The 16,056-nt window shown below is 39.8% G+C and carries 7 protein-coding genes; all 7 read right to left on the minus strand.

All coding sequences use genetic code 11. From position 1 onward, the window contains the following. Window positions 1–12: 12 nt before the first annotated feature. From CTER_RS08450 to CTER_RS08480, 7 genes are read right to left on the minus strand one after another with little or no spacing between them, the layout of a single operon-like run. Entirely contained in the window at window positions 13–1,533 is a 1,521-nt protein-coding gene (locus CTER_RS08450) for a class I adenylate-forming enzyme family protein (RefSeq protein WP_004624742.1), read from the minus strand. A gap of 25 nt (window positions 1,534–1,558) precedes the next feature. Next, window positions 1,559–2,659 (minus strand): glycosyltransferase family 2 protein, encoded by a 1,101-nt coding sequence (locus CTER_RS26865; RefSeq protein ID WP_004624843.1) that lies wholly within the window; start codon window positions 2,657–2,659, stop codon window positions 1,559–1,561. Window positions 2,660–2,682: 23 nt separating this feature from the next. Further along, complete coding sequence (locus CTER_RS08460) at window positions 2,683–7,152, minus strand: non-ribosomal peptide synthetase (protein ID WP_004624865.1); 4,470 nt, start codon at window positions 7,150–7,152, stop codon at window positions 2,683–2,685. Window positions 7,153–7,207: 55 nt separating this feature from the next. Then, window positions 7,208–8,464: an ACP S-malonyltransferase gene (fabD, locus tag CTER_RS08465; protein WP_004625064.1), complete on the minus strand. Its 1,257-nt coding sequence runs from the start codon at window positions 8,462–8,464 to the stop codon at window positions 7,208–7,210. A 25-nt stretch (window positions 8,465–8,489) separates the two neighbouring features. Next, a complete protein-coding gene (gene panD, locus CTER_RS08470; protein WP_004625020.1) occupies window positions 8,490–8,867 on the minus strand; it encodes an aspartate 1-decarboxylase in 378 nt (125 codons plus the stop codon). Window positions 8,868–8,904: 37 nt separating this feature from the next. Continuing rightward, the gene (locus CTER_RS08475; RefSeq protein WP_004624733.1) at window positions 8,905–12,597 is read right to left on the minus strand and encodes a type I polyketide synthase; all 3,693 of its coding nucleotides are present in this window, start codon (window positions 12,595–12,597) and stop codon (window positions 8,905–8,907) included. A gap of 5 nt (window positions 12,598–12,602) precedes the next feature. Beyond that, window positions 12,603–16,046 (minus strand): non-ribosomal peptide synthetase, encoded by a 3,444-nt coding sequence (locus CTER_RS08480; RefSeq protein ID WP_004624905.1) that lies wholly within the window; start codon window positions 16,044–16,046, stop codon window positions 12,603–12,605. Window positions 16,047–16,056 lie beyond the last annotated feature (10 nt).

Here is a 16,056-nt window from a genome sequence, read left to right on the forward strand (position 1 = left end):
TTTACAATGTTTTTACATTATTGTCTTTAAGTCCTGTTTTCTTACAATCTTACCGCTGAGTGTCTTCTCCAGTTGTTCCACCTCAAATATTTTCTGTGGAATTTTATAGTCCTCAAGGTTGTCTTTACAATGCATCAGCAATTCTCTCATATTAATTTTGCGTCCTTCGCCCAAGACAACATAAGCAACAATATCCTCTCCAGCCAGCTCGTCTGCTTCGCCCCTTACTAAAGCTTCCTTGACACCTTTAAATCCCATAAGCACACTTTCAATTTCCTCAGGGTATATGTTTTTACCTGAACGAATAATCAAATTGTCTTTTCTTCCTGTAACATACAAATATCCGTCTGAATCAAGACACCCAATATCACCGGTATGTAGAAGCCCGCCTTTTAGTGCTTTACAGGTCAACTCTTCATTTTTATAATATCCCAGCATCACGTTTGGACCTTTCACGGCAATTTCTCCAGATTGATCAGGCCCCAGTACCTTACCCTTGTTATCTAAAATACACACACTCACACCTTTAATAGGAACTCCGCTTGAGCCTTCCCTTTTTAGTAATTCATCCCTTTCAATATAGGTAACTCTGGGTGCAGCTTCAGTTAAACCGTAAGAATAGATGAGATTTGCCCATACAAAATGGTCGGCGAGTTCTCTAATCTTTGAAGCTGCTATACTTGCTCCATAAAAATTAATAATCCTGAGGGTTGATATATTATATTGTTCCAAATTCCTGTGACCTAATATTGCAGTCAACAGGGTAGGTACAGCAAAAAAGACCGTAACTTTATATTCATCAATAAGCTGCAGTATTAACGATGCAGTGGGCATATTGGAAGTTAAAACAAGGGTACAGCCATTTACCAGTGAGACAAGCATTTCTCCGGTGATGCTCGAAGCATGGTTAATATTTTTTATAAGAAGTATTTTGTCTTCAGGGATAAGCTTTAAATAATCCGAAATTGCCATGACGTTGCTTACAATATTGTGATTTGAAAGCATGATTCCCTTTGGCATTTGGGTTGTACCCGAAGAAAACAGAATGATTGCCGGATCCGCTTCCTTTCCGGCACATGTCTGCGAGACTTCAGATACTATACTCGAAATCTCTATAAATCGGCAGTCATCCACTTCTCCACCATTTTTCAGGTAAAAAATGCCTGATAAAATACCGCAGTCATTCTGCTGAAAAGCCGAAAAAACTTTCTCAAATTTACTAAGAGTGATGATATACTTAACATCATAAAATTTTACAACGTTCAGCAGTTTGTGGATTCCCATATTGACATATAGAGGAACAATAGTTGCACCGCAAAGATTGATTGCAAAGAATGCTTCTATAAATTCAATAGAGTTGTCCATTGCAATGATTACATTGTCCCCTTTTTGAATCCCCTTCAAAGATAGTCTCTCTGCCAACTTTTTTACATTAAAAAGCAGTTCTTTATAGGTCACATTCCTATGTTGACAACATACAGCAATATTATCACTATGTACTTTTGCCGTTTGCTCCAATAAATGAAATATCATATTGATTTTTAACCTCCCTTAAGTTCTATACCGTCTGACGCTGCTTAACCAGCAGTTTTCTTGAAACCGGATAGTACTTTGGTGTACTGTTCCTTCTGCCCAGGAACTGAATCCATATATCCAAATCAGTATCTTCAATGTGATCATTGATGACAATCTCCAGACCTTTACGGTTGGATAATGCAGCAATCGTTTCCTTGAGATCTTCCAGAGTATTCCGATCCTTAAACTCGATGACAATTCGGTTTGTATACTCAGATGCCTGCTTTTCTACATACCAGAATCGAATTGCCAAGCCTTTAAACAGTTCATATACCTTTTCTTCAGGAATATTAAAAATGTTGGAATGCTTCAATAAAAATAGTCTTGTATTCTCCTCAACACCGGCAATTTTGTCATCTTCAACAATTTTCCCCTCAAACCAGTGGAACTGGTGGAGAACCTCCAATTTACTGTTTATATAGAATTTCAAGCCTTCCTTCCACAATTTGTATACTGCTTCTATATCTTCTAACCCCCATGCTTTAAGGTCCTCATCAAATCCATTTACTTTCTCAAGCCACTTTTTAGGAACTGCCAAATTGCAGCTTTGCCCATACAAAAATGGATACAGAATAGCAGATGCATTATAAGATAATTCATTAAACACCCCGCATCTGAATTCATGTAATTCAACCCGGCTGCAATCAAATGTGAATTCCTCAAACACTTGTCCACTCTGGACCGTTTCATATGTAATATCATGAGGAATCATAATTCTGGGTCCTACCAAAACAAACTCATTATTCGTACAGTAGTACCGTTCTACCTCCTTCAGGTAGTCCTTACGGATGATAATGTCAGCATCAATAAAAATCAGGATTTCTCCTTCCGCATTTTTCATCCCGAAGTTTCTGGCTCTGGAGCGGCATGAATCCTCACATCTTTCAAGATAGACATATTTCAATTCATAGTTTCTATTTACACCTTTGATAAAGTCTTTTGTACCATCCATTGAACCGTCATCCACTACAATGACCTCAAATTTCTCTTTAGGATAACCTTCCAGGAAATTTATCGCTTCCAAGGAATTCTTCAGCATGACTTTACTTTGGTATGTAGGAATAATAAAACTGTATTTTTTCATTATAATCCCCCTATGTTTAGGTGTTAGTTTATATTATTTTCCTCCTGCTGTTCAACTGTTGCCGCTGACCATAACATTCTTAGTCCATTGATTACTTCTTCCTCTTTGTTCTTTAATTCTTCCAGGTATTCTTTATAGAAAGAGTCAAAGATGGTTTGGCCTTTTCCATTCCTTCTCCCAATGAGATATCCTAAATCTATCCACATTTTGCATGATTCTTCAAGCCCATCCATAAGATTTAATCTGACCTCGTAATTACATTCCTCATCATACTCTTCCAAAGCAAATTTTAATAATTTTCTCTGGGATGCTATCATCCAGATTTTCCAATTTAACAATTCAATTAGCGTATTTCTTGTGAATGTCTTTCTGTCATTCAAGTCTAAATTGCAGTTTTCACATAGTTCCATAAGACATGGTATTGCAGCAAACCCTTGAGATACTTTTCGCCCTTCTTCGTAAAACACACCTTTTTCATAGTTATTCAGCGTTAATTGGATTAACTTTTTCAATTGAGAACCTTTATTTAGTTTTTGTTCATCAACAGAAACTGTGGCAAAGTTAAGTGAGACATCAAATGCTGGACGTAATTCCTCTTTGTCAATAATCCCCACAGATTTGTTACCATCATATGGTATATAATTATTAAAATTGATAATATGAGGTATTTCTACGTAATAAAACCTTTGCTTATCATAAGCTATAATAAGGAAAGTATGTTCATCATTAAATTCTGGGGCAGAAGAAGATTCTTCTCCTTTAAAATAAACTGAAAATGGTACCCTTTGCATAAAAGTATTAACTATGACCAACTCTCCTTTATCAAGAAGTTCCTCTATTTCTTTTATAGACTGATATCCTTTATCTCTGTAAAACTGCACCTTGAAAATATCTTCCCTAAATGGATAATCCAAATAATCAACATCATAAATTGAACCGTCGGGGTTTTGGATCACTTTAGAGACTATATCTCCCAGAAACAATTCTCTCATGCCTTTTATACTTTTTAGTTTTTTCTTTGAAATAAAGTACAGCATAAGTAACGCACAACTTAGATATATACTATAATCATCTGTTTCCCCATTTTTTAAAAAGTGATACTCTATATCCATGTTTTCTCTCATTATCAGGGGCAGTTCATGCTCTTTGGCATTTAAACTGACTACATATTTCTGGAGCTCTGCGATTGTTGGATATTGCATGATATGCCGCATATTAAGAGAATACCCTTCCAAGCGCCCCATCATTTGAATCGCCTTCAGCGAGTTACCTCCAAGGTCAAAAAAGTCATCCTTGATGCCTACCTTTTTAACACCTAATATTTCCTGCCATACCTCTGAAAGCTTTTTTTCAATCTCATTAGTAGGAGCCACATACCCCTTCCCTGCATTGAATTCCCCTCCCTGTTCGGGCAGTGCCTTCCTGTCCACCTTTCCGTTCTGTGATAATGGCAGTTTTTCCATTTGGACAAAATGAGATGGCACCATATATTCAGGAAGTGTTTTTTTAAGGTATTCTCTTAGTTCATGGACTGTGAGCTCCCTGTCTGCTACTATATAGGCACAAAGGTATTTAGTCCCGCTCTTTATATCCTCCCTGGCAACTACAACAGTCTGTTTTATATACTCAGACTTTAATAACTGCGCCTCAATCTCGCCAAGTTCTATCCTGAATCCTCTAATTTTAACCTGGTGGTCCATCCTTCCAAGATACACAATGTTTCCATCGGGGAGCCACTTTACCAGATCCCCGGTTTTATAAATCTTTTCCCCTGAACTAAATGGATTGGATATAAACTTTGAAGAGGTCAATTCCGGCCTGTTGATGTATCCCCTTGAGACTCCGCTTCCCCCCAGACATAATTCACCTGGTACACCGATGGGTTGAAGGCTATTGTTTGTGTCCAGAATATATGCCTTGATATTCTTAAAGGGCTTACCGATAGGAACAATATCCTGATAGGTACTGTCATTTAATGAATACCGGGTTGCATAAATAGATGTCTCGGTGGGTCCGTAGATGTTTTCCAGCTTTACTTTTGAAGTAATCTTGTTGAATTTTTTGACTACCTCTTTGGACAATGCTTCACCGCATGCAAAAATATACTTTAATTTGTCAAGGGTATGCGTTTTCTCTTCATTAAATATATCCAAAAACAGATTTAACATGGAAGGTACAAAATTGATGTGGGTGGCATTATACTGTTCTATGGCCTCCAACACTTTTTGAGGGTTTTTTTCTTCACCAGACTCCAAAATAGCCAGTCTGCCTCCTGCATAAAACCAACCGAACAGTTCTGCAACAGATACATCGAAGGTGAAAGTCGTCTTGAATAAGTATGTATCTTCCTCAAGCAGAGGATACTCCTTTTGAAGTCCATTAAGAATATTTACCGCACCTTCGTGTTTGATCATGACCCCCTTTGGTTTCCCTGTGGAACCGGATGTATAAATTACATAAACTAAATCTTTTGGATTATTTACTTTCTCAAGATTTTCGCAATCCCCCTGATACAGACTTTCCTCTTCCAAATCTATAATTTCTCCGGCAAACCTCAGCTTGTGTTCTAATTGCTTCCTGGTAAGTACAAGCTTTGCCCCACCATCGTCCAGAATATAGTTTATTCTCTCTTCCGGATATTCAGTATCAATAGGAAGGTATGCCCCTCCAGCCTTCAGAATACCCATAATTCCAATGAGCATTTCAAATGACCGTTCTACCATGATACCTACAATATCATCAGGTTTGATACCTTTACTTCTTAACACATTTGCAAGCTGATTTGATTTTTCATTTAATTCCTTATAGGTCATAGTTTTGTTGTTAAATATCAGAGCAGTATTAAGAGGAGTCTTTTCCACCTGATTTTCAAAAAGCTCATGCAGTGTCTTATCCCTTGGAAACTCTGCAACGGTGTTGTTAAACTCATTGAGTACCTGATTCTTCTCTTCATTGTCTAATAGGTCTATTTCCTGTAATCTGACTTGCGTATTGTCCACTATAAAATTTAATATGTTTAAAAAATGTCTCCCAAACCTTTCAATAGTTTCCTGCTTGAATAAATCTGTACAATAGTTGATTTCAATATCAATACCTTTTTTACTTTCTACTGCAATGGTTTCGATATCGAATTGAGACATTTTCCGTTTGTATTGATAACCGGATATCTCAAGTCCTTCGGCTTTTACATCTCCGATATTCATGTTCTGCAGAATAAACATGGTATCAAATATAGGGTTTCTGCTCATATCCCTTTTGATATTCAGTTCATCTACCAATTGTTCAAATTGGTAATCCTGGTTGTCAAATACCTTTAATACATTTGCGCCCACTTCCTGTAAAAACGCACTAAAAGTCTTGTCAGCTTGAGGGAAATTCCTGAGCACCAGTGTGTTAATAAATACACCGAGAGTATTCTGAATATCCGAATGCCTTCTTCCTGCAGAAGGGGTACCAATAATGATATCCGTCTGTCCTGTATATTTTGAAAGGAGGATATTATATGCGGTAAGCAGTACGGTATACAAGGTAACCCTGTTCTCCCTTGCAAGCTGATAAAGCTTTTCTGCCAGCTCCCTGTTTAAAGCAAATAACACCGAATCCCCTTTATAGGAAAATCCTGTAGGTCTGGTAAAATCAGCCGGAAGATTCAAAACCGGTAATTCCCCTGAAAGCAGTTCTTTCCAGAACTGCTTTTGGCTCTCCACCTCTTCACTTTCCAAGAGCTTTTCCTGCCATACAGCATAATCCTTATATTGAATATTTAGAGCCGGAAGGTCTTTCCCTGCATAAAGCTCATTGACTTCGCTGACAAGAATACCCTCGGATACTCCGTCTCCTACAATATGGTGCATATCCTGGAGCAGTAAGTAAGCAGGTCCTTCTGAAGCATTTTTAAGTTTTACAAGTTTAAACCTGAATAACGGGGGTTTGCTCAAATCATAGGGACGGATAAACTCCCCTATTATATGGTCCACTTTTTCGTTGTCCTCTTCCATTTCATTGTATTCTATATTGAAGCTTACTTTCTGGTGAATCTTTTGAACCGGCTTACCCTCAATAAGTTCAAAGGATGTGCGTAAAATTTCATGCCGCTCCACCAGCTTTTCAATTACCTGTGTAAAATGGTTTAAGTCCAGATCACCCTCTATTTTTAAAACCTGAGTCATATTATATGCCGTACTTTCACTATCGATTTGGCTAACCAGGTACATTCTCTTCTGGGCAGCAGAAAGGGAATAATAATCTCTCATTTCTATCTTTGGAATAGGCTTGCTAAAAGCATCACCAAAGTCAGAGGAAATAAGATAGTTTTTTATTTCTTCTTTTCTTTCAGCCATATCCTTTAGAATCTCCGCTGTAATGACTCCTTTCGGAGCCTTGTACCGTAAAAGCCCGTCCTCTTTCCAAAGCTTGATATTCTTAGCTTTTAACTCCGAAATAAATTTTTCTATTGGCTGCTTCTCTTTTAAACAACTATTATTTTCTATCATTTTATTTTCACCCCCAAGGACAAATGATTAAACCAAAATACCCTTCTCTATATAATCATCCCACTTCAGGATTCTTGAATATTTCCTTGACTTTTGTTTCTCCCAGTATCTGGTCCATATATTCGATTTGTTTTTCCTTAGAAACCATCTTTGTTATGAGTACACTCTTTAACATATCCAAGGCTTGTCCAACCTCTTCAATGCTAGGCTGTCTATTCTCTTTTAATATTTCCTCCTTCAGGTTTTTAATCTTTCTATAAGGCTCTACAACTCCCTTTTGATAAGCTTGTTCATCCCAGTTACTGTTCTTCGTACAAATTGCTGCAGCAATGCATTTTGTAATGACTTCCATCCCGTTACTAATATCCTGTTCATCACTTAAAAGCTTCCTCTTTACTGCTTGTATGTCTGCATCATTGTCGTAAGAATAGGTTTTGATTTGTGGAGCATTCTTCTTCATGAGATTTCTAAGAACTGTCTGCGGTCCCAGTTCAATTGCCAGATCCACCCCTTCATTTTGCAGATATTGCATGGAAGCTTGCCATCTGACAGGCTGTACCATCTGTTTTGTCAAATTGTCAACAATACTTTCTTTTCCCTGGTAAGATAGAGCAGTAACATTGGATAAAACAGGGTAATTCAAGTCAAAGTAGCTATATTTGCACAATTCCCCTTTCAGCAAGTCTGCAGCAGGCTGCATTAAAGGACTGTGGAAGGGTGCGCTTACCTTTAACGGAATCACTCTTGCACCTGAAGCTTTTAGTTTTGCACCTGCTTCTTCTACAGCTTCCAAATGCCCTGAAATAACAATCTGCTCGGGAGAATTATAATTGGACACCACAATCAGCTTTCCATTCTTTGAGACATTGCTGCATTCTTCATCAATTGTACTTTGGCTGACCCCACTGACAGCAGCCATACCGCCTACTCCGACTGCTACAGCCTGCTGCATGAATTTGCCTCTTTGTCTTACGATTTTGACTGCATCAGTAAATTTTATTGCTCCTGCACAGCACAATGCCGAAAACTCACCCAGACTATGTCCAGCCGTATATGCAGGCTCAATACCAATTTCTTTCATATATACTCTGAAGGCTGCCATACTTGCTGTTAAAATAGCAGGCTGTGTATTTTCCGTTTTTATAAGCTCTTCCATATCACCTTCAAAGCATAGTTTTTTCAGGTCAAAGCCCAAGGCGTTATTGGCTTCTTCAAAGGTTTCTCTTGCTTCGGGAAAGGACTCATAAAGCACCTTTCCCATTCCAACGTATTGAGAGCCCTGACCGGGGAATAACAATGCAACTTTATTCATATCAAATCTCCTCCTTTGGTATATTTCAAACCAAATCATTACCTTGTGTTTTAATCTGCTTTATTTCGTTTTTATCTCCTACATATACCACTGTAGGTTTATGATTTTTCAGTTCAACCTCATTCAGAAGAGCAAATGAAATAATAATAACCTTGTCTTCAACCTGTACCAACCTTGCCGCCGCTCCATTCAAACAAATAATCCCAGAACCCGTTTTACCGGGTATAACATAAGTTTCAAACCTTGCACCGTTATTGACATCAACAATAAGTACCTTTTCATTTTCAACAATGTCCGCTTTTTCCATTAAATCCTCGTCAATTGTTATAGAACCTATATAATTAAGATTTGCTTCAGTTACAACTGCGCGATGAATTTTTGATTTTAACATTTCCCTGTACATTATCAGTACCTCCAATATTTAAAATTATTTGTTTTATTTATAAAGCTCCTTCGTCAAATTCTTCTTCCAGTTCATTTGAATCCTCATCACTGTCTCCCAATATCTTTGCTAACTGTGCAACAGTTGACTGTTCAAAAAAGCTTTGCAGATTCACATTTCTATGGAACTTCTTTCGAAGAATTGTAATTAATGAAGTGGCCAGGAGTGAATGTCCTCCTAATTCAAAGAAGTCATCGTGAATACCCACAGGATAAACACCCAGCTGCTCCTGCCATATTCCCGCTATAACTTCTTCCAGTTCATTTTGAGGAGCCGTATATGGCACATCCAAATTCGGTCTGTTATTTGACTGATTTGTGACCTTCGCAGCACCACTATTTCCTCTTACGGATGACATTCTGAATTCCTCAATTTCTTGAAGCCTTCCCATAAAATCATCCGGTACTACTGCAACCTGAGCCAGGGCCTTGGATGCTATGATCCTTTCCAATAATGTGAGTCCCTCGTGAACGGTTATTTTCTGCCTTTTGCTTCTGGAGCCGGTTTTCACCGCCATTCCTACTTCGTCCCATTCATCCCAGTTAACCGATACGGTAAAAGTGTTTGACATCTGACTTCTGTAATGCGCATAAGCATCCAAAACTGCATTGGCACCACAGTAATCTATAAAGCCTGCCTCTCCCAGAATGGAACTGCTGGAGGAAAACAACGCCATAAAATCTAAATCCTCGTCCTTAAATAATTCATCGATTATCAATGTACCTGCAACCTTGGGTGCAAATACTTTGTCTGCAGCTTCTGCTTGTTTTTCCTGAATCAGCCCGTTATCAGAAATTCCTGCTGCATGAATGACTCCATGAATGGAGCCAAATCTGGATTTTGCCTGTCGAATCACTTCACTCATCTGCTCCAGGTCAGAAGTATCGGCCTGGATTGCCATGACCTCAGACCCCAGTGCTTCCAGTGCTTTTACTTGCTTTATGATATCGCCGGCAGCATCTTGGGCAGGGTGTGTATCAAGCCATTCCTGCCACTGATCTTTTTCAGGGAAAGCAGACCTTCTGGTAAGAATCAGATTAACCTTTGCCTCCCTTGCCATACGAAGAGCTGCAGCAAGTCCTATCCCTCCCAGGCCTCCAGTGATTAGATAAGTACCTCCTTCTTTCACCCAGCTTCTTTCATTTATACTTTCAAGGGTGGTACATTCTATGGTTGGCAGCCATCGATGATTTCCCCTCAGTGCGATAGTAGTTTGAGGCTCCTCTGCCGATATTTCAGCTAGTATTGCTTTTGCAAATCTGCTTTTTTCATTCCTTCCGATGCCTTTTAAAACTAAATCGATGCTTTGGCAAAAAATATTGCTATACTCCATCGGAATAACCTTACAAGGTCCGGTGATTACTGCCTTTGCAGGATAACAGACCTTTTCATCTGAAATGACCTGCATATTATTTGAAACAACAGCCATTTTTATATTATGGTCAACGATAGTTTCTCCCAATGCCTGTGCAAGACAAAGCAGGCTGTGAAAGCCATGACTTAGGCATTCCTCAGAAAACTCCAGCGTTGAACATCCAAGCTCCTCTTCTGTTACATTCCAAAGATGAAGAATGCTGCCTGGTTTATTCCCTTTAAACACATCCTTTACCAGTGATACGTAATGTTCTTTGGTCTTAGGATTTATGGTATATGCGCTTTGATTCATCTTGCAGTATTGATGCCCTTTAGAGACAGTCACAAGCTGAACGCCTTCTTCTTTTAACGTTCTGACGATATTTTCGCTTAAGCCCGTTTCATCTTCGAAAATAAGCCAAGTACCGCCCTTCTCCAGTTTGCTGCTGACAAAAGGAACATTGGCCGCTCTCTTCCAGGAAGGGAAGTAAAGCCAATCATTAAAATCGGATTTTTTTGAGGATGAAATACTGTTCTTTTTCATTAAATCCTTACTATTATATTGCTCTACCCAATATCTCCTCCTCTGGAAGGGGTAAGTAGGCAGCGGCGTTCTATGCCTTTTTTCATCACTGTGGAAAGTTTTCCAGTCAACGGGCACCCCTTCAACCCAAAGCTTACCGATGGAAGCCAAAACTTCTTTAGAAGCCAGGGAACTGCTTCCTATCAGATGATTGGCAGTACTATTTTCTTTCTGCGTACTTTTTGCTGCACCGGAGAAAACTCTTTCATCCTCCTTGGCTTCCAAAAGGCGAACTGCATCCTCCAAATCCCTGCACAGGATTGCACGCCTGTATTCAAACTCTTTTCTACCAACATGGAGGGTATAAACGGCATCCGAAAGATGTACGGTTGGATTTTCCCTAAAGTATTGTGAGAGGTTCAGGCACATCTGTTCCAATGCTTCCGGAGCCTTGGCAGATAAGGTTATCAGCTGCCACTCCCTTGAGGAGGGTAATACTTCCATGGGAAGTGCTTCTTCTACTACAGCATGGACGTTGGTACCGCCAAATCCAAAAGAACTGACTCCTGCGGTTCTTGGCTTTCCACCTGTTTCCCAGTCACAGAGCCTGGTATTGATATAGAAAGGACTATTTTCAAAGTCAATCTTGGGGTTTGGTATTGAGAAATTAATACTGGGAGGTATCTGCTTATGTTTTAAAGCCAGCACAGTTTTAATCATTCCAGAAATACCCGCACCTGAAATAGCATGTCCAATATTGCTTTTTACCGAACCAATGGCACAATAAGACTTTTTATTTGTGAATTGTTCAAACACCTTGGTAAGTGCCGATATTTCAATCGGATCCCCCAAAGCTGTACCTGTCCCATGGGCTTCGATATAACTGATATCTTCCGGATGAACCCCGGCAAGATTTTGGGCTGCTGCGATTACCTCCGCTTCTCCTTCCCTGCTGGGTGCAGTAAAACCAACCTTTGTAGAACCGTCATTATTGACAGCCATTCCCTTAATCACTGCATAAATGTGATCTCCGTCCCGCATGGCATCTTCCACACGCTTTAAAAGAACAACACCAACTGCACTGGTAAAAACCGTTCCATAGGCATCTGCATCAAAAGGCCGGGTATGCCCATCCGGCGAGCCGATAAAACCCGTCTGATACAAATATCCTGATTTCTGAGGCAGTTTTATTCCGGCTCCTCCTGCAACAGCCATATCGCAGTGATAGTTCAGTAATCCTTCATAAGCCATCGCAACCGCAGTCATAGAAGTTGAACAGGCTGTTTGAATATTGATGCTGGGCCCTTTTAAGTTGAATTCATAGGATGCCCTGGTAGCCATATAGTCTTTGTCGTTACCTACCGCAATAGCCAGATCATCCTTTACCCCCAGCTTGTTAAAGAGGTGGTAAAGAAAGTAATAACTCATATTACTGCCCGCGTAAACACCGATAGGGTAATCATATTGATTACAGGAGTAACCCGCATCTTCCAATGCTTCATAAGAGCATTCCAAAAAGAGCCTTTGCTGAGGATCAAGGTTTTCTGCTTCCTTGGGGTTTAGACTGAAAAAGCCTGCATCGAAAAGCTCAATATTTTCCAAAATACCTCCTGCAAAAACATAGTTGGGATCATTAATACTTTCCTCATCAATCCCGCAAGCTCTTGCATCCTCCTTTGAAAAATAGGTAATGCATTCCTTACCGCCTTTTAGCCTTTCCCAAAATTCATTTATATTTTTGGCTCCCGGAAAACGCCCCGACATTCCGATAATGGCTACTCCTTCCAGAGCATCTTGTATAGGTGTATCAGCCATTTTTTCTACCTCCTGAACATTTGTTTTCTCATTCTTTTTGCTTCTTTTTGTTTCTGTAGCCTGTCATTATTCATAAGGAAGGTTTCTTCTTCATTATCTGCTGTGACATATTTGGCAAGGGCACTAATTGTAGAGTGGGTAAATAAATCAATTAAGGAAAACTCCCGTTGAAACTGCTTGTTCAAACGGCTGTGAACCCTTGTTAAAAGCAGTGAGTGACCACCGATTTCAAAAAAGTTATCATTTACACCCACATTTTCAATTCCCAGCTCATCCTTCCATATATTTGTCAGAATGTTTTCCACCTCATTTCGAGGGGCCACAAAATCGGTTTTGCTATCCAATACAGGTACCGGCAGTGCTTTACGATCCACTTTTCCATTTGCCGATAGCGGCATGGTATCAAGGAAAACATAAATACGGGGCACCATATATTCAGGCAGTGCCTTTTCAAGGAAGGCTTGAAGCTCCCCAGATTCTACCTCCATCCCTTTTTCATGCACAACATATCCCACCAGATGCATATTGCCAGGCTGTTTTTCCCAGGCAGTCACAATGCTTTCCCTGACAGCGGGATGTTCTTGAAGTACTCTTTCAATCTCTCCCAGTTCAATCCGAAGTCCCCGGATTTTGACCTGAAAGTCCATTCTTCCAAGGTATTCGATATTGCCGTCTTCCCGCCATTTTGCCAGGTCACCGGTACGGTACAGTTTTTGCCCAGGCTCCAGAGTATTTGGAACAAATTTCTCATCGGTCAGTTCGGGAAGGTTTAGATATCCTCTTGCCAAACCTACTCCTGCAATACATAACTCTCCAGCTACTCCGATTGGTTGAGGGTGCATTTTTTTATCCATGATATACAACCTGATATTGTCAATTGGCTTTCCAATAGGAATACCGTCCAGATCTTCTTTTGTAATACAGTCAAAATAGGATACATCTACGGTTGCTTCGGTTGGACCATAGAGGTTTGCCAATTGGGTACCATTCTTCTCCAGCAGGCGTTTAAAAAGTCTGACATGTGAAGGTGTCAAAGCCTCACCGCTGGCAAAAACCTGTTTTAAGCTTGCAATTCTCTCAACTTCCCCTGTATCATTGATATATTCTAAAAATGAATTCAACATGGAAGGTACAAAGTGCATCACTGTAATGCAGTTCTTTTCAATCGCATTGACAATCATTCCGGGATCCTTTTCTGCACCTGGCTCAAGGAAACATACCTTTGCTCCCTGCATGGACCACCAAAACATCTCCCACAGAGAGACATCAAAAGTAAATGGTGTTTTCTGCAAGATAATGTCCTCTGGTCCTATAGGATATTTCTTTTGCATCCAGTGGAGTCTGTTTACCAAAGAGTGATGCTCAATGAGTGTCCCCTTGGGTTTTCCAGTAGAACCGGAGGTATAGATGATATAAGCCAGGTTCCCGGGTCCGGCAAGCCCCGGTAAATTGGAGCTGTCTCCTTCATACAGGGAAGCCTCTTCCAAAAATATTCTATGTATATTTTCATTCACTTCGAATGAACTGAATTTTCTATGGGAAAGCAACAGAGTTACTCCGCTGTCCTCTAAAATATAATTGATTCTATCCCTGGGATAGTGTGGATCGACAGGCAGGTATGCTCCTCCTGCTTTTTCTACAGCCATTATACCTATAATCATCTCCAAGGAACGTTCCAGCATAATTCCAATGATACTATCCTTTTGAACGCCGTTTCTGCGAAGCAGCCTTGCCAGCTGGTTCGATTTCTCATTCAGTTCAAGGTATGTCAGGTGTTGGTTTCCAAATATTGCAGCTACGCGCTCAGGGTGATTGGAAGCATTTTCCTCAAAAAATTCATGAATCACTCTATCCCTCGGATAATCCGCTTTCGTATGATTGAACTCCAATAAAATCTGATTTTGTTCTTCCTGGGTCAGCAGGACAATATCTGACACTTTTTCTTCAGGTACTATGGATATTACTTCAAGAATATTCAATAAATGAACGCCCAATCTTTTTATGGTTGAATTCTTAAAGAGAGCTGAATTATAATCAAATCCACCTTTGATTCCATCTTCTGATTCAGCCAGCTGCAACCTTAAATCAAAGGGAGCCATACCACTTTCCACATCAATTTGATTTATTTTTAAACCTGGCAGCTCCAACTCAACTTTTTGTGTATTGTGGAATATTAACATGGTTTGAAATAGTGGAGTCCTGCTGACATCACGTTCAGGTTTCAATTCTTCAAGGAGCTTGTCAAAGGGCAATTCCTGGTATGTATAGGCATCCAGTGTCATGTTCTTAATCTTGCGTAAAACCTCAATAAAACTGGGATTTCCCTCAAAATCGGAACGAAGGACAAGGGTATTCATGAAAAACCCGACCAGACCCTCTACTTCTTTCCTGTTCCTGTTGGCAACGACAGTACCCGTGAAGATATCTGTTTGATTTGAATAACGGTAAAGTAACGTCTGAAATGCCGCAAGGATAATCATAAAGAGGGTAGTGCCTTCCTTGTTGCAAATGGCTTTGAGTCTTTCTGTCAAAGACCCTGACATCGAAAAAGGTTCAAAACCTCCCTCATAGGTCTGGCTTTTAGGTCTTGGGTAATCGGTAGGAAGCTGTATGGTTGTTGGATTTACCAGCTGCTTTCTCCAGTAGCCCAGTAATTCTTCCAGGGTTTCACCCTGAAGCCGGTTTCTTTCCCAAACAGAAAAGTCAGCATATTGAATAGGCAGCTCCGGAAGTTTCAAATCCTCTCCTTTTAAGAATGCCTCATAGAGCCTGAAGAACTCCCCCACAAAAATAGCATTAGACCAGGCATCCGAAATAATATGATGAATAATCATGGAAAATACATATTCATTTTCTCCTGTGACAAAAAGGCAAAATCGGAATAATGGTCCTTTTTCCAGGTTAAAAATAAATCTTGCTTCTTCTTTTAAGCGTTTTTTAAGATATTGTTCCAGTTCCTCCTGCGGAATATGACGCAAGTCCATCTCATGCAAGGTCACTTCAACTGATGGGCTTATAATTTGAACCGGTCTTCCGTCAACATTCTTAAAAGTCGTCCTTAACGATTCATGTCTTGCAATTACTTCCTTTAAAGACTGAATAAGAATCTCTTTGCGAAGTGTTCCGCTCATTTTTACTGCATTGGAAATATTAAATACAGGGTTTGCCTTTGTAATCTGACTGAAGAACCACATGGACTGTTGGAAGAAAGACAGAGGTATTCCCTGTCCGTCCTCTTTTGAGGTCCTTGGAATAGGTTCTCTGTTTGTACGTGCCTCCATATTCACCTGTCTTAAAAAGCTTAGGATATCATCTTTTCTGTCTTTAATTTCGAGAAGCAGTTCCTTTGTTACTGCCCCTTTGGGGGCCTGATACTGGAGTGCATCATTTTCCAACCAGAGTCTTATATCGAGTTTTCTCAACTTCGTTAAAAAATCAATAATAGACATATTTCCCTCC

Source organism: Ruminiclostridium cellobioparum subsp. termitidis CT1112 (genome assembly GCF_000350485.1).
GTDB classification, from domain to species: Bacteria; Bacillota; Clostridia; order Acetivibrionales; family DSM-1351; genus Ruminiclostridium; species Ruminiclostridium termitidis.